At 73.3% G+C, this 21,813-nt stretch carries 15 protein-coding genes; 6 read left to right on the top strand and 9 right to left on the bottom strand.

The features are described 5' to 3' along the window. Positions 1–21: 21 nt before the first annotated feature. Positions 22–1,470, bottom strand: a complete 1,449-nt coding sequence (locus OG393_RS01700) for a HAMP domain-containing sensor histidine kinase (RefSeq protein ID WP_327372713.1) — start codon at positions 1,468–1,470, stop codon at positions 22–24. Next, complete coding sequence (locus OG393_RS01695) at positions 1,467–2,153, bottom strand: response regulator transcription factor (protein WP_327372712.1); 687 nt, start codon at positions 2,151–2,153, stop codon at positions 1,467–1,469. Before OG393_RS01695 ends, OG393_RS01700 begins: the two co-directional genes overlap by 4 nt. Positions 2,154–2,456: 303 nt before the next feature. Here OG393_RS01695 and OG393_RS01690 point away from each other — a divergent pair, with 303 nt between their 5' ends. Beyond that, on the top strand, positions 2,457–3,140 hold the full coding sequence (locus tag OG393_RS01690; RefSeq protein ID WP_327372711.1) for a DUF4230 domain-containing protein: 684 nt from the start codon (positions 2,457–2,459) through the stop codon (positions 3,138–3,140). 135 nt (positions 3,141–3,275) lie between these two features. Here OG393_RS01690 and OG393_RS01685 read toward each other — a convergent pair whose 3' ends face one another. From OG393_RS01685 to OG393_RS01675, 3 genes are all read right to left on the bottom strand, one after another. Further along, positions 3,276–5,816 (bottom strand): discoidin domain-containing protein, encoded by a 2,541-nt coding sequence (locus tag OG393_RS01685; RefSeq protein ID WP_327372710.1) that lies wholly within the window; start codon positions 5,814–5,816, stop codon positions 3,276–3,278. 370 nt (positions 5,817–6,186) lie between these two features. Beyond that, positions 6,187–7,221, bottom strand: coding sequence for a YihY/virulence factor BrkB family protein (locus OG393_RS01680; RefSeq protein WP_327372709.1), 1,035 nt, complete (start codon positions 7,219–7,221; stop codon positions 6,187–6,189). Between the two features lie 277 nt (positions 7,222–7,498). Beyond that, positions 7,499–9,871, bottom strand: a complete 2,373-nt coding sequence (locus tag OG393_RS01675; RefSeq protein WP_327372708.1) for a SpoIIE family protein phosphatase — start codon at positions 9,869–9,871, stop codon at positions 7,499–7,501. A gap of 377 nt (positions 9,872–10,248) precedes the next feature. On the opposite strand from OG393_RS01675, the gene OG393_RS01670 reads away from it, so the two are divergent. The 3 genes from OG393_RS01670 to OG393_RS01660 all read left to right on the top strand — a co-directional run bounded on the left by OG393_RS01670 (position 10,249) and on the right by OG393_RS01660 (position 13,626). After that, entirely contained in the window at positions 10,249–11,037 is a 789-nt protein-coding gene (locus OG393_RS01670; protein WP_327378275.1) for an SDR family oxidoreductase, read from the top strand. 67 nt (positions 11,038–11,104) lie between these two features. Beyond that, on the top strand, positions 11,105–12,586 hold the full coding sequence (locus OG393_RS01665; RefSeq protein WP_327372707.1) for a cytochrome ubiquinol oxidase subunit I: 1,482 nt from the start codon (positions 11,105–11,107) through the stop codon (positions 12,584–12,586). After that, complete coding sequence (locus OG393_RS01660) at positions 12,583–13,626, top strand: cytochrome d ubiquinol oxidase subunit II (RefSeq protein ID WP_327372706.1); 1,044 nt, start codon at positions 12,583–12,585, stop codon at positions 13,624–13,626. The genes OG393_RS01665 and OG393_RS01660 overlap by 4 nt, the downstream gene beginning before the upstream one ends. 56 nt (positions 13,627–13,682) lie before the next feature. Here the strand turns inward: OG393_RS01660 and OG393_RS01655 are convergent, their stop codons facing one another. From OG393_RS01655 to OG393_RS01640, 4 genes are read right to left on the bottom strand one after another with little or no spacing between them, the layout of a single operon-like run. Next, positions 13,683–15,263, bottom strand: a complete 1,581-nt coding sequence (locus OG393_RS01655; RefSeq protein ID WP_327372705.1) for a GMC family oxidoreductase — start codon at positions 15,261–15,263, stop codon at positions 13,683–13,685. A gap of 14 nt (positions 15,264–15,277) precedes the next feature. Then, positions 15,278–15,892 carry a gluconokinase gene (locus tag OG393_RS01650; protein ID WP_327372704.1) on the bottom strand — a complete coding sequence of 205 codons (615 nt, stop codon included), beginning with the start codon at positions 15,890–15,892 and terminating at the stop codon, positions 15,278–15,280. A 36-nt stretch (positions 15,893–15,928) separates the two neighbouring features. Further along, positions 15,929–16,873: a cyclase family protein gene (locus OG393_RS01645; RefSeq protein WP_327372703.1), complete on the bottom strand. Its 945-nt coding sequence runs from the start codon at positions 16,871–16,873 to the stop codon at positions 15,929–15,931. A 3-nt stretch (positions 16,874–16,876) separates the two neighbouring features. Then, entirely contained in the window at positions 16,877–18,697 is a 1,821-nt protein-coding gene (locus OG393_RS01640) for a glycoside hydrolase family 15 protein (protein ID WP_327372702.1), read from the bottom strand. 291 nt (positions 18,698–18,988) lie between these two features. On the opposite strand from OG393_RS01640, the gene OG393_RS01635 reads away from it, so the two are divergent. Both OG393_RS01635 and OG393_RS01630 read left to right on the top strand, forming a co-directional pair. Beyond that, positions 18,989–19,909: an aldose 1-epimerase family protein gene (locus OG393_RS01635; RefSeq protein ID WP_327372701.1), complete on the top strand. Its 921-nt coding sequence runs from the start codon at positions 18,989–18,991 to the stop codon at positions 19,907–19,909. 85 nt (positions 19,910–19,994) lie between these two features. Then, entirely contained in the window at positions 19,995–21,755 is a 1,761-nt protein-coding gene (locus OG393_RS01630) for a cation:proton antiporter (RefSeq protein WP_327372700.1), read from the top strand. The last annotated feature ends 58 nt before the right edge of the window (positions 21,756–21,813 follow it).

Here is a 21,813-nt window from a genome sequence, read left to right as displayed (position 1 = left end):
GGAGGGTGAGCGGTGCCGGGATCAGCCCGCGTCGACCGACGACGGCAGTGTGACGGTGAAGCGGGCACCGCCCTCCGGGCCGTGCCCGTCGACGCGGAGAGCACCGCCGAGCCGCTCGGCCAGGCGGCGGGCGATGGCCAGGCCCAGGCCGCTGCCGACGGGGCGGGTGCTCCGGTAGCGGGCGTGCAGTACTCCGGGCTCGAAGGCGACGCGTACGTCGTCCTCCGAGAGACCGGGGCCGCCGTCACGCACCTGGAGTTCGGCCCCGCCGTCGGCCGCCGCCCGCACGGACAGCACCACGGGTGCGCCCTCCGGCGTCACCCGGAGGGCGTTCCGTACCAGGCCGTCGATCAGCTGCCGGACCCGGAAGGCGTCCGTCTCCACGACCACGGGCCGCCCGGCCCGTGTGTCGCGGCCCGCCTTCCCGGCCGCCGTGGGCCGTCCCTCCGCTCCGGTCGTCTCCGCGCGCTCGACGCGGAGGGTGACCCCGCCGCGTTCGCAAGGCGCGGTCCAGAAGGCGGCGGCCTCGGTGAGGACCGCGCACAGGTCGGCGGGGGCCAGGGCGAGAGGGAAGTCGTCCGCCTCCAGCCGGGCCAGATCCAGCAGATCCGAGAGGAAGCGGTCCAGGCGACGGGTCTCGTCGGCCAGAACGCCGCCGACCTCGGGCAGCCGCTCCGGCTCGATCAGTCCGTCGGCGAGGGCCTCCGCGTATCCCTGAAGCGCGGTCAGCGGCGTGCGCAGTTCGTGCGAGACGGAGAGCAGGAACTCCCGCTGCCGGTTCTCGCTGTGGGTCAGTGCGGCGTCGAGCACGTTGAGAGCGTGTCCGATCTCCGCTGTCTCCCGCGGGCCGTCGACCGGCGCCGGGACGCCGCGCTCACCGTCGGCGAGGCGGTGCGCGACCCGGGCGGCGCGTGTGAGCGGACGGGCGATGCGGCGGGCCAGGAGCGCACCCGCCAGCGCGGCGCCGAGCATGCCGACGAGCAGCGGCACGACCACGCTGCGGCGGACCCGCGTGGTGTTCTCGGTGACGATCGCGTACGGCTCCGTCAGGACGACCGCCCCGCCGCGCACGCCCGGCTGTCCCACCAGCAGCACCTCCCGGCCCCCGAGGACGCCGCGGGTGGAGACGGGCCGTCCCGCCAGCAGCGCCGCCTTCGACGCCGTGTCGACGGCGGGCGTGGCGGTGCCGCTCACGGTGCCGTCCGGCGCGATGACCGCCAGCTCCACCCCGTTCGGTCCGCCGAGCAGCCGCGCGCCGTTGAACAGGGCCTCGGTCAGGACCGGCAGCCGGCTGAGTACGGTCGCCTGGCGCCGCAGCTGGTCGCGTTCACGGTCCTCCGCGCCGTGGGCGGCGGTCTGCCAGGCGACGATCCCCGTCAGCGTCACGGCGAGCGCCGCGACCACCGTGGTCAGCGCCACGAGCTTGCGCGCGAGGGAGCCGGGACGTGTGCCGGGTGCGCGGCGGCTCACGTGACGGGGACCATCGCGCTGTACCCGACGCCGCGGACCGTACGTATCGGGCTCGCGTCACCGAGTTTCGCCCGCACCTGTGACACGAAGACGTCCACCATCCGCGTGTCGCGATAGCCCGGATAGCCCCATACCCGCGCGAGCAACTGCTCGCGGGTGAATACCTGCCCCGGATGCTCCGACAGGTACACCAGCAGGTTGAACTCGGTCGCGGTGAGGTCGACCGGCTCACCGTCGCGCCGCACGGTGCGGGCGGCCGGATCGATGCTGAGCCGGCCGATGCCCAGCGGCGACCGTCCCGGCGGAGGCGCCGTCCGGCGCAGCACGGTCTTGACCCGCGCGACCAGCTCGCGCGGCGAGAACGGCTTGGTCAGGTAGTCGTCCGCGCCCAGTTCGAGACCGAGGATCCGGTCCGCCTCCTCGCCGCGCGCGGTCACCAGGAGTACCGGCGTCCAGTCGCCCGCGTCCCGCAGGGCACGGCAGAAGGAGATGCCGTCCAGGCTCGGCAGCCCGACGTCCAGCACGATCGCCACCGGACGCATGCGCCGCGCCGCCGCGAGCCCGCTCGCTCCATCGGCCTCCACATGGACACCGAAGCCCTCGCGCGCCAGGTAGAGCCGCTGTACCTCGGAGATGTGGCGCTCGTCCTCGACGATCAGCACGAGGCCCTTCGACTCCGTCATCACTGCCTTTCACGCGGGGGAGGACCGGTCGGCCCCGTCGATGCTAACCGCGGCCCGCCCGCTCGACGGCGGGCGCCGCCTTCGCCCGAACAGTCCCCGAACATTCCGGCCCCGCGGCTTGCACCGCCCGGCTCGCGCACGGTCCGCGCCGCGAGAGATACGGGGGAGGAGCCCGGCCCCGGCCCTCAGGAGGTCCGCCGCGGCGGGTCGTCACCGGAGTCTCCGGCATCACTTCTCTGTCAACCTTCCTGCCCTTGGAGGTCGTTGAGGAGTGGACGAGGCCGGGGAGGGCACCAGCACGACATGCGAGCCGAAGATGACGAGACGCCTGTGCTCACGGCCCCGGCGCGCGCCCGGGGAGCTCGACGCCGGCCCTGGGTGGCCGTCGCGCTCCTCGCGGCGGTCGCGGCGCTGGTGCTCCTCGGACGGTTCGACCCGCTGCCGGATCTCGGCGACGTGTTCGGCGAGGACACCGTGGACCGCTCCGGCCCCGCGCTGCTGAAGTCGATCCAGGACATGAACCGCTACGAGGGCGCCGCGGGCACCTTCCAGGTCGTGGTCGACCTGGAGAAGGACGCACGCTTCCTGCCGGACTCGATCAAGGGCACCCGCACCCTCTACGTCGCGAGCGGCACCGTGGGTGCCTACGTCGACCTCGGCGGCATCGGCCCCGACAGCGTGAGTGTGGACGCCCCCCGCACCACGGCCGCGCTGCGGCTGCCGCACGCCCGGCTGGCCGGCCCGGCGCTGGACCCCGAGCGGTCGTACGCGGTGTCCAAGCAGCGCGGTCTGCTGGACCGGCTGGGCGACCTCTTCTCCGACAACCCTGCGGACGAGCGGGCCGTCCGCACGCTCGCGGCCGAGCGCATCGGAGACGCCGCGCGGGAGAGCGACCTGCCGTCGCGGGCCGAGAAGAACACCACCGCCATGCTCCAGGGGCTGCTGCGCGCGCTGGGCTTCGAACAGGTCACGGTCACCTACGTCTGAGCTGAGAGCCTGTCGGCCGAAGGTCACCCGCCGGGCTCCGAGCGGCGACCACCTCCGGGCGGCCCCCGCGAGCCCCGGACACGCGAAGGTGCCCGGCCCCCCGCACCAGGAGGACCGGGCACCTTCGCGTGACCGTCAGGAGACGGTCAGGAATTCGGCGACGCTCGGCACCCCTTGCGCGTCGAGGGCGAAGAGCATGTAGGTCCCCGGCAGCACGACGCCGGAGTCCGAGGGGATCTTCACCGTGTACGTGCCGGTGCCGTTGGCGGTCGACGCCAGCGGCACGCGTCGCTGGTCGTTGTCCGTCGAGTGGGTCGCCGCCGAGGCCCGCATCAGGACGAAGGAGGCGACCGGGCCCTCCGTGTCCACCGTCAGCGACGCGCCGGGCGTGGTGCGCGACGGTACGCCGCCCGAGATCACGGGACGCGGCTTGGGCGAGCCGTCCGCGTTGAGGAGGTACGGCGGCGTGAACACGGCGCCGTCGGCGTGGTTGGTGGCGCAGTCGCCGCACAGGCCGCCGCCGCCGGAGAAGATCCGTCCGTCCGGCAACAGGTTCGCCACGCTGTGGTAGTTGCGCGGCACCGCCATCGTGGCGAGCCGGGTGAAGGAACCGGTCTCCGGGTCCCACAGCTCGGGAGCCAGCACGGAGGTCGCGTCGCTGAACGGTACCGGGTAGCCCTGTCCTCCGAACACGGCGACCTTGCCGTCCGGCAGGACGACGCTGTTGCTGAAGCCGCGGGCGTGCGTCATGTCGCCCGTGCGGGACGCCTGGACCTGGTCGCCCGAGACGCTCACGGTGTACGCGCGCCGGGTGGCGGGCACCTTCTCGTAGGCGGGGGAGCCGCCCAGGGTGAGGATCTTGCCGATGTCGTACGCCACGGCGTTCCCGGTCATGGCGTCGGCGCTGTCGCCCCGGGTGCCGGCGGAGGTGATGCTGCCGTCGCCGGTGGTCGTGATCCAGTTCATCTGCTTGCTCGGGCCCACCTGGAGCACCTTGCCGCCGGACGTGGCGTGCAGCCACATGTGGTTGTCGGCGCGGTACGGGCCGGCCGGGTCGGCCGTCTGGGCGGGAGAGGCGGGTACACCCGGGAGCTTGCGCCAGGTGCGGGTCTCCGGCGACCAGACCTCGCCCGCCTTGTCGCCGGCGGCCCCGCTCCACGATCCGCCCAGGACGAACGCCTCGCCGGTGGAGAGCAGGGTCATCGCCTGGTAGCCGCGGGCGATGTTCATGTCGGTGGTGGACGACCAGTCGTCCAGGACCGGATCGTAGATGCTGGCCCGCTCCGCGTTGCTGCCGCCGGTGACCAGGACGCGGCCGTCGGCGAGGATGGCGATGCCGGGGCAGAACATGTCGTGGCCCGTGTTGTCGATGCGTCGCTGGGTGACCTTGTTGGTCTTCAGGTCCAGGATCGCGGTCTGGGTGTAGCCACTGCTCCCGCCGAAGCGGTCGGTCGCGTAGGCCGACCAGGCCAGCAGTTTGTCACCGGGCAGCACGGCGGTCGCGACGGGCACCAGGGGGAAGCCGGTGATCTGCCCCCACGAGCCGTGAAGGGCGGGATCGGCCGGACCGCTCAGACCTATCTCGGCGGCCGAGGTCCACGGACCGCGCCCGCCGGCCTCGCTGGTCACGGTCAGGCGTATGTAGCGGGCGCTCCTGGTCCGCGTGAAGGTGGCGGTCTTCACGGTGTCGTCGTCCCGCCAGGAGCCCATCGCCACCGGATTGCCGAAGTTGGCGCCGTCGGTGCTGGTGGTGATGGAGTAGGCGCCCGCCCGGCCGTTCGCCTTCTCCTGGCGGGGCTGGTAGGTGAGGGCCGAGACCGGCTGCGTGCGGTGCATGTCGATGGTGATGCTGTGCGGGAACGGGGCGGGCGTGCCGCTCCACTTGCTGTGCCAGATCGTGTCGTCGTCGCCGTCGAGGACGTGGGTGGCGCGGCCGTCCTCGCCGGTGGTCTCCTCGTCGCTGGCGGTGGCGGTCCAGCCGGTCCGCGGCAGGCTGACGGTGGCGGCGGGGGTCCCCGGGTCACCGAGCAGGTTGATCTCGGCGGCGGCGGTCCAGGGGCCGCGGCCCCCCGCCTCGCTGAGCGCGGTCAGCCGGACGTAGCGGGTCCCCCGCGGGGCGAAGGCGAGCGACTTGCTGCCGGCGTCGTCGGAGAGCGTGCCGGTGGCGACCGGGGTCCCCCAGTTCCGCCCGTCCGTGCTGAGGCTGATGCCGTACTCGCCGATGCGTCCGTTGGCGCTGCCGGACCGCGGACGGTAGAGGATCGCCGACACGACCGCCGTGCGGTGCATGTCGATGGTGAGGGTGTGCGGGAACGGGGCGGGCGTGCCGCTCCACTTGCTGTGCCAGATGGTGCTGTCGTCGCCGTCGAGGACGTGGGTGGCGCGGCCGTCCTCGCCGGTGGTCTCCTCGTCGCTCGCGGTCACGGTCCAGCCGGTCCGGTCGAGGAGGGGAGCCGAACTGCGTTTGGCGTTCGCCGGCACGACGCCGTGGTGCGGCGGCGTCGTGCCGGCCTGCTGCAGGAACGGCGTGGGTTTCGGGGCGGATGCCGCCGACGGCTGGCCCGCGAGCCCGAGCCAGGGCGTCATCCCGACCAGCAGCGAACCGAGCCCCGCGGCGATCAGCAGGTGCGAGCGTCGGGGCACCCGGCGACGGGCATGGGAACGTCCGAACTGCAAATCCGACCTCCTGGGATGAACCGGCACCTGTGTCATGGAACTTAGACCGGCGAGAGATTAAATCATCTGTGCGAGGAGACTATTGGCGCGAAAGCGTACTGGTCGTTCGGTGCCGGCCACCCACGCGGGAGGTGTCCTCAACGCTGCGGCGCACGAAGAATACGGACAAAGGGTTCGATCGAGGCGGTATGGAGCGAGCAGCCCGCAGGGACGCCCGACCCGGCCCGGAACCCGCAGGCCGCCGGGTGACCGCGCCGCCGCCGTGGCGGAGTGCGAGCCGGGCCGCGGGTCCGTCAAGTCGGCGACGTGCGACGGACGCAGGCGATCCGGCGGACCCGGTCGGCGGCCGTGCCCGTACCCGGTGCCGGTCTCAGCGTTCTTCGGCTTGTTCCGCCGCCCGTTTCCCGGCCGGTACCGCCGCCCGCTCCGTGGCCGGGTCCGGCTCCCCTGTCCGGACCGGGTCCCCGGCGTCCTCGCGAGGACGGCCGGTGACGCGCGCCGACTCGGCCGCGAACTGCGCCCCCGCCAGCAGCGACAGATGCGAACTCCACAGCCAGACCAGGAAGACGACCACTCCGGCGAGCGAACCGTAGAGCCTGCTGTACGTCCCGAAACTCGTCGCGTACAGCGAGAACGCGGCCGAACCCGTCAGCCACAGCAGCACCGCGAGTGCCGCGCCGGGTGCCGCGTGCGCACGGGTCTTCGCCACCGCCGGGCCGGTCCGGAAGAGCACCAGCACCAGGAGCGTCACCAGGGTGAGCAGCCCGAGCCAGCGCAGCAGGGTCCACGCGCGGGCGGACATCACGTGCACTCCCAACAGGCCCTCGACCGCGCGGGCGACCGGCTCCGTGAAGACGAGCACCCCGGCACTGGTCACCAGAAGCGCGAGCAGGAGTGCGGCGTTGAGGACGATGAGCGGCGCGGTGTGGAGCGCCGGCCGGCGGTCCTCGACCCGGTGCATGGCGTGCAGCGCGCGCCGGAAGACGGCCAGATGGCTGGAGGCCGACCAGAGCGAACTGACCGTACCGGCGGCGATGAGCACCCATGCGGCCGACCGCTCCGCCGCGAGTTCGCGCAGCGTCTCCCGTAGCGTGGCGCCGGACTCGGCGGGTGCCCAGGACGACACCAGGACGATCAGCCGGTCCGTACCGTCCGGACTCACCAGGCCGGTCAGCGTCACCGCCACCAGCAGTGCCGGTACCAGGGCGAGGATCGCGTAGTAGGTGAGGGCCGCCGCCCAGTCGGCCACGTCGTCGCGCCACAGCGCCACGGGCGTCGCCCGGAGCGCCGGCCACCGGCGCGCGGCCGAGCGGCACACCGCGCGCACCGAGTGGACCGCGGCCGAGCGCGCGGCGCGGGCGCGGCGGGCCGCGCGGTGGACCAGCCGGGTGCCGGGAGTCGTCATCGGTCGCTTCCAGGTGGGGAGGGGGGCCTCCGTCTCCGTCTTCCCACGACGGGGCGGGCCGGACCGCGCGCCCGTCGGGAACCGTGACGGTGTTCGCCTGAAGGGCCCGGGGCCGCAGCGTATCCGGCCGGCAGTGTGGCCCGGCCGGCGGGGCCGAGCGCGGACGGCCCCGCGACCGATGGTCCGGCCGCGGAACGGTCCGCGCGCCCCGCATGCCCTCGCGACCGGTGGGTCCCGCGCCGGCCCGGCACCCCGGGTGAGGGCGCCGGCGCTTCCCTCACACGTCCGGCAGCTGCTGTTCGGTCCAGATGGTCTTGCCGCGGTCGGTGTAGCGGCTGCCCCACCGGGTGCTGAGCTGGGCGACGAGGAACAGGCCCCGGCCTCCCTCGTCGGTGCTCAGCGCGCGGCGCAGCCGGGGCTGGGTGTTGCTCGGGTCGGACACCTCGCAGACCAGGACGCGATCGTGGATCAGCCGCAGCGTGACCGGGCCCCCGGCGTAGCGGATCGCGTTGGTGACGAGTTCGCTGACGATGAGTTCGGTACTGAACAGCAGGTCGTGCAGTCCCCACGCCTCCAGTTGGGCAGTGACGTGATGGCGAGCCTCGTGCGCGGCGACGGGGTCCGGCGGGTACTGCCAGGTGGCCGTGTTACGGGCGGAGACGGCACGGGTCCGGGCGAGCAGCAGCGTGATGTCGTCGGGCGGGTGGTCCACGTCCGGATGGCGGGTGAGCAGTCCGTTGCCGATGGCCTCGAGGGACCGGTCGGGGCGGCAGAGTTCGGCGAGGTCCGACGTGAGCCGTGTCGTTCCCGCCGTCGAGTCGCGCCCGAGCAGGCCGTCCGTGTAGAAGACGAGCACGCTGTCCGGGGGCAGCGTCACGCTCGACACCTCGAAGGGGTTGTCCCCCACCCCGAGGAGCGGGCCCGGTACGAGAGGCGGGAAGCCGACCTCTCCGGTCGGGGTCACCAGAGCCGGCGGCGGATGGCCCGCGGAGGCCATGCGGCAGACGCGGCTGACGGGATCATAGACGGCGAACAGACACGATCCGCCCACGCCGTCGGGCTCCTCGGCCTCCACCTGCATGCGCTGGACCAGGTCGTCGAGCCGCGTCAGCAGCTCCTCGGGAGGAAGGTCGAGATCGGCGAGCGTCTGTACGGCCGTCCTCAGGCGGGCCATGGTCGCCGCCGCCTCCAGCCCGTGTCCCACGACGTCGCCGACGACGAGCCCGATCCTCAGCGAGGACAGGCCGAACGCGTCGAACCAGTCGCCCCCGACACTCACGGTCCCGCCCGCGGGCAGGTACATGCCCGCCGTCTCGGCCGCCGAACTGCTCGTCGACGCCGGGGGCAGCAGGCTGCGCTGGAGCACCACGGCCGCCTGGTGCTCGCGGATGAAGCGGAAGGCGTTGTCGATGCTCGTCGCGGTCCGCGCGCACAGGTCGTGCATCAGTTTGACGTCGCTCTCGTCGAACGCGTCCGCGGTCCGGGTGCGGTAGACCTGCGCGTAGCCGAAGAACCGGCCGCGCCGGTAGAGCGGGCAGCCGAGTGAGTCGTGCATGCCCTCGGGCGTGAAGCGCCGGATGAGCACCGGGTCCTCGCCCAGGATTCGGCGCGCCGTCTGGGCGTCGGCGACGACCACCCCGCCGATGCCCTTGGCGGCGGTCTCGGGACTCTCCGGTACCCGGGGGATGGGCTCGCCCACCTGGATCAGCCCGGGAGGCCACCTGCCGTCGAACGCCTTCACCGCCACCCGCCGGGGCGCGGACGCCTCCTGGCCACGGTAGCCCTGTACCGGGTCGCGGCCCTGGAGGACGTCCTCGGGGTAGTCCACCGTGGCGAAGTCGCCGAGGGCCGGCACCAGGATGGTGGCCAGGTCCTGGGCCACTTGGATGACGTCCAGGGAGCCGCTGGTCTCGAAGGCGCGACGGTACGCGTCGGTGAGGCGCAGCGGACCGGGTTCCGTGACCCGCACCGCCTCGACCACGACGCCGACCGGCATGCCCAGGATGTCGTCGGTGCGGAAGCAGGACAGGGCGAGGGCCGAGGGACCGCCGGGCGGGCCGGAGTCGTAGACATGCCCGACGAAGGGCATGCCGGTCACGGACACCTGCTCGAAGGCGGTGCGCGCGTTGCCGCCGTCGTCCCGTGCGGTCAGCCCGTCCAGCCAGTCGTCCCCCGCTCCCACCGGCCGCAGCGCGTCCATCGCGGCGTTCGTGCGCACGGGACGCAGCTCCATGTCGAGCTGGGTGATCCCGATGCCGTCCTGGGCCAGCAGGGCCCGCGCGAGATCCCGGTCCCTGTCCCAGTCGTGGGGCCCGCCGGGCGCCAGCATCAGCACCAGCCAACCGGGTGAGGCATCCGCGTCCGTGAGCCGGACGTCGACCTCAAGCGACCGGCCCGACCGGTGCCGCATCCGCACCCTGCGCACTCCGGCCGCCACGCCCGGGAAGTCGTCCGGGCCGCTCTCGGCCAGCAGCTCCCGCAGAGGCCGGCCGGTCACCTCGTGGCCGGTCCAGCCGAGGATCTCCTGTCCGGTCCGCGACCACCAGGAGATCCGGCCGTGCTCGTCCAGCAGCGCGGCGGCGACGCCCTCGAGGGCGGAACCGCCCTGCGCGCGGAGGCCGGGGCGGTCCGCCTCATTGCTGGGTTCCACGAGGGCCCCCTCGTCGGCCAGGAGGATTCACTTCTCCCTGTCAGCATGCTCTCGGTCGTGGGGCCGGGCACCTCGGGAGCGCCGGGTGGCGCCCCCGTCGCCTCCCGCGACATTGGTCCGCCGGTGTGACGTGCGCGGAGGAAACCCCACCTCCGCGCGCGCCGGTCCCCCGCGCCGCGGCGGCGGGTGCTTTCGTCTGTGCCCAGGCGGGCGATGTCCCGGTGGAGTCTTCCTGGCCCACCGCCGAGGCCGGCCTCCCCTCGCGTCACCGGACCGTGTGGAGCCCGCGGGCCGGTGCGCCGTCGGAACGCGTCGAAGGAGTGAACGTGGCAACCGGTGCCGACAACAGCCGTACGATCGTGCCCGCGCACCTGCTCATGGGACAGAAGGCGCTGGTCACCGGCGCCAACTCGGGTATCGGCCTGGCCACCGCCGTCGCTCTGGGCCGGGCGGGCGCGGACGTGGTGGTGAACTACGTCGCGGGTGCCGAGGAGGCCGCGAAGGTCGTCGCCCGGATCGAGGGCTTCGGAGTCCGCGCCTACGCCCACCAGGCCGACGTGTCCGACGAGGACCAGGTCGTCGCCATGGTCGACCGCGCGGTCGAGGAATTCGGCACGATCGACATCATGGTCGCCAACGCCGGCCTGCAGCGGGACGCGGCGGTCACGGAGATGACGCGCGCGCAGTGGCAGAAGGTCATCGACGTCAATCTCACCGGGCAGTTCCTCTGCGCGCGCGAGGCCGCCAAGGAGTTCCTGCGGCGTGGCGTGGTGGAGGACGTGTCCCGGTCGGCCGGGAAGATCATCTGCATGAGTTCGGTGCACCAGGTCATTCCCTGGGCCGGACACGTGAACTACGCCGCCTCCAAGGGGGGCGTGGGGATGATGATGGAGACCCTCGCCCAGGAGCTGGCGCCCCACCGGGTCCGGGTCAACGCGATCGCGCCCGGCGCGATCCGTACGCCCATCAACCATGACGCCTGGTCCACCCCCGAGGCGGAAGCCGACCTCCTGCGGCTCATCCCGTACGGCCGGGTGGGCGACCCCGAGGACATCGCCCACGCGGCCGTCGCCCTCGCCTCCGACCTGCTCGACTACGTCGTGGGTACGACGCTGTTCGTCGACGGCGGGATGACGCTCTTCCCCGGGTTCGCCACCGGAGGCTGAACGCCGGCCACGACCCTGCCACTCCCGGCCGGCGGGCCGCCGGCCGCACGGACCATGCGAGGCACCCATGCTCGGCACCGTGATCCACGCGGCGGACGCGCCGTCCCAGCTCCTGCCCGCACGCGAACTGATGGCCTTCACCCTGGGCGCGCACATCCTGCTGGTCCCCTTCGGGGTGGCGCTGCCGGCGTTCACGCTGCTGATGCACCACCGTGGGCTGCGCCGCGCCGACCCCGTCGCGCTGAAGCTCGCCCGGCGCTGGTCGGCGGTGATGGCGGTGCAGTTCGCCGTCGGCGTCGTCACCGGCACGGTGCTGTCGTTCGAGCTCGGGCTGCTCTGGCCCGGCATGCTGGGACGCTGGGGCGACGTCTTCGGACTCGGGTTCGGCGTGGAGGCATGGGCCTTCTTCCTCGAAGCCGTCCTGATCGCGATCTATCTCTACGGATGGCGCCGGCTGAAGCCCTGGACCCACTTCTGGCTGGGGGTACCGCTCCCGTTGGCGGCGCTGATGGGCGCGTTCGGCATCATCGCCGCCAACGCCTGGATGAACACACCGCGGGGCTTCTCGCTCGACGCGCGGGGAAACCCGGTCGGCGTCGACGTGCGGCAGGCCGTCTTCACTCCCATGTTCGGCCCGGAGTACTGGCACTTCGTGGTCGCGATGTTCATGACCGCGGGATTCGTGGTCGCCGGGGTCTACGCCGTCGGCCTGCTCCGAGGGCGCCGCGACCGGTACCACCGGCTCGGCTTCACGCTGCCGTTCACCGTCGCGGCGATCCTCACCCCGGTCCAGTTCATGATCGGCGACTCCACCGCCCGAGCCGTCTTCCACCAGCAGCCGGTCAAGTTCGCCGCCACCGAACTCGTCTGGAAGACGGACACCCACGTGCCCGAATACCTGTTCGGCTGGCTGAACGACGACGGGACGGTCTCCGGCGGGATCGAGATCCCGCAACTGGACTCCATCCTCGCCGGCTTCAAGCCGAGCACCGAGGTGACCGGACTGACCTCGGTACCGGCGTCCGACCGCCCCACGGCCGTCCAGGCCACCCTCGCCCACTGGGCCTTCGACATCATGGTCACCGTCGGCAGCCTGCTGGTCCTGCTCGCACTCTGGTACGCCTGGTGCTGGTTCCGCCACCGGGACCTCCCGCGCAGCCGCTGGTTCCTCCGCTGCGCGGCGGTCGCCGGAGCGGCCTGCCTGGTCACCGTCGAGTGCGGCTGGATCACCACGGAGGTGGGCCGCCAGCCCTGGATCGTCTACCAGCACATGCGGGTGTCGGAGGCGGTGACCGACACCGACGCCGGCGCGCTCTGGACGATGTTCGGCCTCGTGGTCGTCGTCTACACGGCGGTTCTCGGAGGGTTCCTCGCGACGCTCCTGAAGATGCGCACCCGCTGGCGGGCCGCCGACGCGAACACGGCACCCGTCGTCGCGCCGACGCCCGAGACCGACACGCCGTACGGGCCCAGAAGAGCACCGCAGGACGGAGCCGTCGGCAACACGCCGGGCGGCACGTCCGGCCGTACGACCGGAGGCGCGTCATGACGGCCGAGTTCGTCGCCTGGGTGATGGTCTTCGCGGTCGCCGCCTACGCCTGCGCCGGGGGCACCGACTACGGCGCGGGCTTCTGGGACCTCCTGGCGGGGGGAGCCGAACGCGGCGAGCGGCCCCGGCGGCTCATCGACCACGCGATGGCCCCGGTCTGGGAGGTCAACAACGTCTGGCTGATCTTCGTCTTCATCCTCATGTGGACCGGCTTCCCGGCCATGTTCCAGGCCGTCTTCGAGGCGATGTGGCTCCCCCTGGCCCTTGCGGCCGTCGGCCTGGTGCTCCGCGGCGCGGGCTTCGCCCTGCGCAAACCGGCCCGCAGCCTGGCCCGGCGCCGTGTCTACGGCGCGGCGTTCGCCGTCTCCTCGCTGCTCACCCCGTTCTTCCTCGGGGCGGTCCTCGGCGGCATCGCCTCCGGCCGGGTCGCGATCGGCACGACCTCCGACGCCGAGGCATGGGCGAACCCGACCTCGGTCCTGACGGGTCTCCTCGCGATCGCGGCCACCGCGTTCCTCGGAGCGGTCTTCCTGTGGTGCGACGCGCGCCGGTTCGGCGCCGACGACCTCGTCGACTACTTCCGGCTGCGGGCACTGCTCGCGTTCGCCGCCGTGGTGGCCCTCGCCCTCGTGGCCCTGCCCGTCACCCACGGCGACGCCCGCTACGTCTGGGAGGGCCTCACCGGCGGCTGGGGGCTGCTGCTGATCGTGTCGGCCGCCGCCTGCGGGGCGGCGACGGTGTTCCTGCTGGTGCGCCGGTCCCAGGACTGGTCCCGCTGGACCGCTGTGGCGAGCGTGGCCCTCACGGTCGGAGCCTGGGGGCTGGCGCAGCGGCCCTACGTCCTGCCCACCTCCCTGACCGTGACGGAGGCGGCCGGCGCCGCGCCCACCATGCGCTGGCTGGGGCTGGTGACCCTCGTCGCGGTCGTCCTCGTCGGCCCGGCGCTCGTGCTGCTCTACCGGCTGGACACGCTCGGTGACCTGGAGCCGCCCGCCGAGACCTCCGCCCCTGACGCCCCCGCCCCGGGAACCGGTCGCTGAGCGTCCCCGGCGAGAGGGCGTCGGCGGAACACCCCGCGCCGCCCGGCGTTCCGGGTTCAGCCCAGGCGGGCCGCGAGGTGGTCGCCGACCCGCAGGGCGTTGGCCATCGCCGTCAGCGAGGGGTTCACCGCACCGATGCTCGGAAAGAAGGACGTGTCGACGACGTAGAGGTTGTCCAGGTCGTGGGCCTTGCAGGTGAGGTCCAGCGCGGACGACCTCGGATCCGCGCCGAAGCGGACGGTGCCGGCCTGGTGCGCGGTGGCCCCGATCGGCATGCCCTTGTGGAGGTAGATGCTGCGCGGCAGCAGATGCTGCTCGTGCATGCCCAGATGGCCGAGCATTCCCTGCAGCCGGTGCCGCAGCCGGTGCAGCCCGGCGATGTTGTTCTTCTCGTCGAGCGCCAGGTGAACGGCGCCGTCCTTGTCCAGGGTGACGCGGCTCTCCGGCAGCGGCAGGTCCTCCCCGCACAGCCAGAAGTCGACCGCGTGGTGCGCCAGCGTCTCGAAGGGCATGTCGGGCAGCGCGGCGCCCGCCCAGCGCGGCGCCTCGCCGCGCACCTGGTCGGCGTCCGACTTGCCCAGCATCTGGATGCCGCCGAGCGGGAAGTCCCAGTCGTCCGCGCCCAGATACCAGTCGTGCAGGGCGAGCGTCTTCTGGAACCTGGTGGGGTTGGGTTCCTTCGACACCGCCATCAGCGCCAGGTTGTTGTGCCGCATGTAGTGACGGCCCACCACGTCCGAACTGTTGGCCAGACCGCCGGGATGCCGGTCGTTCGCGGAGCGCAGCAGCAGGGCGGCCGAGTTGACCGCGCCGCAGGAGACCACCACGATGTCGGCGCCGAACACCCGGGTCGTGCCGTCCTCGAACTCGGCCACGACGCCGGTGACGGTGCGGCCGCTCGGGTCGGTGTCCAGCCGCCGGACATGGGCGCCCGTGATCATCGTGACGTTGTCGTGGCGCAGGGCGGGATCGACACAGATCACCTGGGCGTCGGACTTGGCGCCCAGCAGGCAGGGGAAGCCGTCGACCCGGTCGCAGCGGATGCAGGCGCTGTGCCGGGTGGCCCGGCCGTCGTCGTCCTGCGTCAGGTTCACGCCGATCGGCAGGTGGAAGGGGTGCAGCCCCTTCTTCTCCAGGTCGTCGCTCAGCTGCTGGATGCGTGGCTCGTGCGCGACCGGCGGGCGAGGATACGGGCCGCCGGCCGGCCCCTCGGTGGGGTCCTCGCCATGTCGCCCGTGGACCAGGTACAGCTGCTCCGCCTGGGTGTAGTAGGGCTCCAGGTCCTCGTACCGGATCGGCCAGGCCGGCGAGATCCCGTCGTGGTGGCGCAGTTCGCCGAAATCCTCCGGGCGGAGGCGGAAGAGCGCCGCGCCGTAGAACTTCGTGTTGCCCCCGACGTAGTAGTTCACCTCCGGCGGGAAGGCGTTGCCGTGCTTGTCGTACCAGAACTCGGGGGCTCGGTAGCGCCCCTTGACGAACACGGCGGTGGAATCCCAGTTGTCCCGTTCCCGCGGCAGGTAGTCGCCGCGTTCCAGGATCAGGATGCGCCGGCCGGTCGAGGCCAGCCGGTGAGCGAGGGTGCCGCCGCCCGCTCCGGTACCGATGACGATGACGTCGTACTGCCGGTCGTCGGCCATGCGAGGGTCCCGTTCTAGGAGTCGGGATTCGTCCGCTGCCCCCGTCCGAGGCTAGGCGGCCGTCCCGGACCCGGCGACCCACCGGCCTCCGAACGGGTGACCGGACCGTCGGGTGACGTCACGGCCCGCGCCGCGCGGTCGGCCAGGGACACCGGGTCGGCGGTCGCGTCCACGGACAGTCCGGGCTCGTCCGGCCGCAACGGTTCGAGATCGGCGTACTGGGGGGCCACCAGCCGGGCCGGCATGAAGTGGCCGGCCCGGTGTGCGACACGGCGGACGGCGATCGCCGGCTCGACCCGCAGATACAGGAACCACACGCCGGGGTTCGCCGCGCGGAGCCGCTCCCGGTAGGCGTGCTTGAGCGCCGAGCACGCCACCACCCCGCCCCGCCCCGAGGCGTCGGCCTCCCGGATCCAGTCGGCGAGGGAATCCAGCCACGGTCCGCGGTCCGCGTCGTCGAGCGGCCGGCCCGCTGCCATCTTGGCGCGGTTCGCCGCGGAATGCAGGTCGTCCCCCTCCAGGAAGGGCACCCGGAGCCGCCGCGCGAGCAGCCCGCCCACGGTGGACTTCCCTGATCCCGAGACGCCCACGACCACCACGACGGCCGGGCCCCTCGCCTGTGCCGGCACTGTGCCTCCTCCCGGATGGCCCGAGGCTCGCGGACCTCAGAGGACGGCGATCGGATTGACCGGGGACCCGGTGGCGCCGGGCAGCCGGAGCGGCGCGATCACACAGAGGAACGACCAGCGCCGCTCCGTCTCGCACACCGGCGCCAGGTCCTCGAACCGAAGGTAGTCCAGCAGATGCAGCCCCATGGCGTGGAGGGCCAGCACATGCACCGGGAAGTCCACGCCCTCGGTGGCGTTCGGGGCGGTGTCGTTGTTCCCGTCCCCGCCGAGGACCGCGACGCGTCGCTCCGCCAGGAACTCCATGGCGGACGGATGCAGGCCCGCACGCGTCCGCGCCGCCGGCCAGGGGCCCAGTTCGTCGCGGCGCAAGCGGTGACCCACCCGGACGAACAGCAGGTCGCCCGCGCGCACCCGCACACCCTGAGTCCGCTCCGCGGCCAGCAGGTCGCCCGTGGTCACGTACGCACCCGGTTCGAGCCACGGGACGCCACGCAGGCGCGGGATGTCGAGAAGCACCCCACGTCCCACGATGCCGTCCCGGGCGACGTCCACGGTGAGCGCCGTGGCCTCGCCCGCCGTGACGCTGTCCGCCGGTACACCACCGTGCAGCGTGCCGTCGTAGATCACGTGACACAGCGCGTCGAGATGGCTGTCGGCGTCCCCGTGGACGTTCATGGCGAAACCGTCCCGGGCGAAGTCCAGTCCGTCGGCGACGCTCCCGCCCGGCCGCCCGATCATCCAGTGCCGGGCGGGCTCGGGGTCGTCGGGGCCGCTCACCGTCCCGATCGGCGCGGCGAGACCGACCGTCCGGCCCCCGCGGACCTCCCGGGCGGCGGCGGTCACGACGGCCGGGGTGAGTGCCGCCAGCGCTCCCCGGTCGCCCGAGGCCCACGCGTTGCGGGCCCGCAGGCGCCGGTACAGCGCGTCGAACTCGGCTGCGCCCAGCCGTGGGGGCCGCGCCGCGGCTCCGGACGTGCCCACCGCTCAGCTCCCGCGTTCCGCGTCGAGTGCCCGGTCCAGGGTCAGGGCGGCCATGATCAGCGACAGGTGGGTGAACGCCTGCGGGAAGTTGCCCAGTTGCTCGCCGCTCGGGCTGATCTCCTCGGCGAACAGCCCCACGTGGTTGGCGTAGGTCTGCATCTTCTCGAAGGTGTACCGGGCCTGGGACACCCGCCCCGCCCGCGCCAGCGCGTCGACGTACAGGAAGGTACAGAGGCTGAACGTTCCCTCGGAGCCGCGCAGCCCGTCCGGTGACGCCGCGGGGTCGTACCGGTAGACGAGGCTGTCGGAGACCAGGGTGCGGTCCATCGCGTCGAGCGTGCTGAGCCAGGCCCCGGACCGGGGCGCGACGAACTCGACCGCCGGCATGAGCAGCAGTGAGGCGTCCAGGACGTCACCGTCGTAGTGCTGAACGAAGGCGTGTGCCTCCTCACTCCAGCCACGTCGCATGACCTGCTCGAACACGGCGTCCCGCGCACGGCGCCAGCGGGCCACGTCGGCGGGTCGGCGGAAGTGATCGGCCAGCCGCAGTCCGTGGTCGAAGGCGACCCACGACATGACCCGGCTGAACGTGAAGTCCTGACGGCCGCCCCGGGTCTCCCAGATGCCCTCGTCCGGCCGGTCCCAGGCGTCGGTGAGCCAGTCCAGCACGTCGGCGATGGCCCGCCAGCCCTCGTAGCTGGCCTGCTGGGCGATCTCGCGTCCCCAGGAGACGGCGTAGAGCGCCTCGCCGTAGATGTCCAGCTGGAGTTGGCCGGCGGCGCCGTTGCCGATGCGCACGGGGGCGGAGCCGCGATAGCCCTCCCAGTGGCCGAGCGTCTCCTCCGGCAGGTCGGGGTCGCCGTCCACCCGGTACATCGTCTGGAGCGGTTCCTCGCCTGTGCCCTCGCGCTCCCGCAGCCGGTCGGCCAGCCAGTGGACGAAGGCGGTCGCCTCGTCCACGAATCCGAGGTCCAGCATGGCCCGCACGGACAGCGCGGCGTCCCGCACCCAGGTGAAGCGGTAGTCCCAGTTCCGCTCCCCGCCGATCTGTTCCGGGAGCCCCGTCGTGGCCGCCGCGACCAGCGCGCCGGTGGGGGCGTAGGTGAGGAGTTTCAGCGTGATGGCCGAGCGGTGGACGAGCTCGGGCCACCGCCCCCGGTACTGGGACTGCCGCAGCCAGTGCTGCCAGAACCGGCCGACCTCGTCCATCCGCGCGGCGAGTCCGTCCACCGTGACGGGCGGGGGAGCCGCACCCCCCGGCGCGCAGACCGTGAAGACGACGCCGCCGGACTCGCCCGCCCCCAGCGTCAGCCGTCCCCGTACGTCGACACCGTCCCGCCGCAACGGAAAGGTGGCCTGCAGGTGCCCGTCGATGCCGGGGGCCCGGAACACGGCCCGGTCGCCGTCGACTTCCAGGGTGTGTGTGGCCCGGCCGTAGTCGAAGCGCGGCCGGCACTCGAGCGTGAAGTCGACCGTCCCCCGCACCGTACGCACCAGACGGAACAGCGCGTGCCGGTCGGTGGCGACGCCCTTCCGGTCCGGCGGCATGAAGTCGATCACCTCGCCCACCCCGTCCGGTGACATGAACCGCGTCACCAGGACGGCGGTGTCGGGGTAGTAGAGCTGTCGGCAGGTGCCTTCCGGATGCTCGGGCGCCAGGCGCAGACAGCCTCCGCCGTCGTGGTCGAGCAGGGCGGCGAAGACGCTGGGCGAATCGAACCGCGGCGCCGCGAACCAGTCGACGACTCCCCGCGACGAGACGAGCGCCGCGGTCTGCAGGTCACCCACCAGGCCGTGATCGGCGATGGGAGGGTAGCGGTCCATGGCGGCTCCGAACACCTCGGTGGAGGTCCCCTCGGGAAGGGGCCGTACGTCCACTATCCGGCGGTCCGGGAGCGCGCGCCACGTCGGCGCGGGGACGGAGGCCCGCCCGCCGTCCCCGCGCCGCCCGTGGCCCCACCGGGTGAACCGGGCGTGCGGGCCGCGCCCCGGCGCCGTGTCGTGCTTGACCGGCGCGGCACGGCGCCGCACCCTCCCCAACGGGACGCCGGTACGGCGTCACCACCCACGAGCCCCGGCCCGAACAGCGCGGCGGGCGGGACGAGGAGGCCACACGTGCAGCAGAGCCGGACCGGGCGGCAGCTGACCCTCCGCCACGGCGCACACACGGCCGTCGTCGTCGAACTGGGCGCCGCGCTGCGGTCCTACACCTTCGGGGAACGCGCCGTACTGGCCGGATTCGCCGCCCACGACCGGATCACCGGCGGACACGGCCAGATCCTGGCGCCGTGGCCGAACCGCGTCCGCGACGGGCGGTACCGCTGGGAGGGCCGGGACCAGCGGCTGCCGCTCAACGAGCCGGCCGCCGGAAACGCCATCCACGGCCTGCTGCGCTGGGTCTCCTGGCAGGTGGTGGAGGCGAGCGAGCACCAGGCCGTCCTCGAGGTACCACTGTGGCCGCAGCCCGGCTACCCCTTCCGCCTGCGCCTGCGCGCCGTGTACACCCTCGGGGACGACGGACTCGAGGTCGCCGTCACCGCACACAACCCCGACACCCGCCCGGCGCCGTACGGTTTCGGCCAGCATCCCTACCTCACGGCGGGCACCGGGTTCGTCGACGAGGCGGTCCTGACGGTCCCGGCCCGGACCTGGCTGCCGACGGACGAGCGCGGACTGCCCGGGGCGGCGGCCGAACCGGTCGACGGTACGGCCTACGACCTGAGGACGCCGCGGGTGGTGGGCGCACTGCGGCTCGACACCCCGTTCACCGGCCTCGACCGCGGCGCCGACGGCCGGGCCGTCATCCGTCTGGCGCACCCCTCCGGCACGCACGGTACGGACGTCTGGCTCGGCGAGGGCGTCGACCACGTGCAGCTCTACACCGGCGACGCGCTGCCACCGGAGCAGCGGCGCACGGCGCTCGCCGTGGAACCGATGACCTGCCCGCCGGACGCCTTCAACAGCCGCACCGGGCTCGTCCGGCTCGGGCCCGGTGAGCGGCACGTCGCCCGCTGGGGCCTCACGCCGTGGGGGTGACGGGCGCCGGTGCCGGGCCGCGGCACGACGGGGTCTCTGCCCCCGGCCCCGCGCACCGCGCCGACCGGCCCCGGGGGACGGCCCTTTGACGACGGACCAGGTCTTCACCGGCGTCGGCCTCATCCTGCTCCTCGCCGTCGGATCGCAGCTCCTGGCCGGTCGTCTGCGCATCCCCGCACTGCTCGTGCTGCTGCCGGTCGGCTTCACCGCCGGCGCGCTCTTCGACGACGTCGACCCCGAGCGGCTGCTCGGACCGGCGTTCTCCCCGCTGGTCTCGCTGGCCGTCGCCGTGATCCTGTACGACGCGGGTCTCGAACTGGACGTGGCCCGGCTGAGGGGCCACGACCGCCGTGTGGTGGTGCGGCTGATCTGGATCGGGGTCCTGGTCGGCTGGTTCGTGGCCGCGGCGGTCGCCGGGCCGTCGCTGGGCATGTCCCGGGGCGCGGCGGTGATGATCGGCGCGATCCTCGTGGTCTCCGGTCCGACCGTCGTCGGCCCGCTGCTCGGCATCGTGCGGCCCAGGGAACGGCTCCAGCACGTACTCGCCTGGGAAGGCTCCCTCATCGACCCGGTCGGGGCGATCCTGGGCGCCCTGGTCTTCCACGCGGTCGGGGCCGGCGCGAGCCCGCGCGCGGGCGGGGCGGTGACCGGCTTCCTCGCCAGCCTCGGGATCGGAGCGGCGGGCGCCGCGGTGGGTACGGCCCTGCTGTGGGTGCTGTTCCGGGTGGTGCGGCCGAGCGAGATCCTCGGCACCACCGCACAGCTGGCCCTGGTGATCGGTGTCGCGGCCTTCTGCGACGTGCTGCGTGACGACACGGGGCTCATCGCGGCCGTGGTGATGGGTCTGGCCATGGCCAACCTGCCCCGCATCGAGGGCCCCGCGCGCCCCCCGTTCTTCGAGGCCCTGGTGAGCCTGATCCTGGGCGTGCTCTTCGTCTCCATCTCCGCCACCGTCACGCCACAGTCGCTCCGGCACGTGATCCTTCCCGCGCTCGGGATCGCCGCCGCCCTGGTGCTGGTGGCCCGGCCGCTCGTCGCCGCCGTCGCGACCCTCGGCACCGATCTCACGCGCGGCGAGCGGGGCTTCATCGGCTGGATGGCCCCCCGTGGCATCGTCGCCGCGGCCACCGCCTCCACGTTCTCGGCCGGCCTGGTGGCCCAGGGAGTCGGCGGCGCCGCCAGAATCCTGCCCGCCACCTTCGTCGTCATCGTCGCGACCGTGACGCTCTACGGGCTGACCGCCGCACCGGTGGCCCGGCGCCTCGGCGTCGTGCGCACGTCCCGGTCGCGTCCCCTCCTGGTCGGCGGGGACCCCTGGGCGGTCGATCTGGGTGTCGCGCTGCGGGCCGCCGGACTGGAGGTGCTGATGTGGGCGGGGGAGGAGGAGCAGCGCGAGCGCATCGCGCGGTCCGGGCTCGAACTGGCCCCCGGCGAGCTGCTGGCCGCCGCCACCGCCACCGGCGGCGACCTGGAGGGCATCACGGCGGTGTACTTCCTCACGGCCGAGGACGACTTCAACGCGCTGGCCGCGGAGATCATGCGGGGCGGCGTCACCGGACCGGTACACCGGCTCGCCGCTCCGCCGGAGAGCCGCGGTGTGGTGGCGCCGTTCCTCGGCGACCGGGCCCTGTTCGGTCCGGGCGTCACCTGGCAGACCCTCTCCCGCCGTCACGCGCGGGGGGCGACGGTCCAGGTGCGGCCCGCCGACGCCGCCTGGACCGCCGCGTGCGACCCGCTCTTCCTGATCCGGCCGGACGGCCGCCTCGACCCGGTCGTGGCGGACGGCACCCCGCGGCCGGGGCCCGGCGACCGCGTGGTGCTGATGGCATCGGAGCCCGTCGGGTGACCCGCGGCCTTCGGCGGCGAGTCGGAACGCGAACGGTAGAGCTGTGCCGGCCGCGCGT

Origin of the sequence: Streptomyces sp. NBC_01216 (assembly GCF_035994945.1) — a bacterium.
In the GTDB taxonomy this organism is placed as follows: Bacteria; Actinomycetota; Actinomycetes; order Streptomycetales; family Streptomycetaceae; genus Streptomyces.
This window is presented reverse-complemented; position numbering and strand designations above follow the sequence as displayed.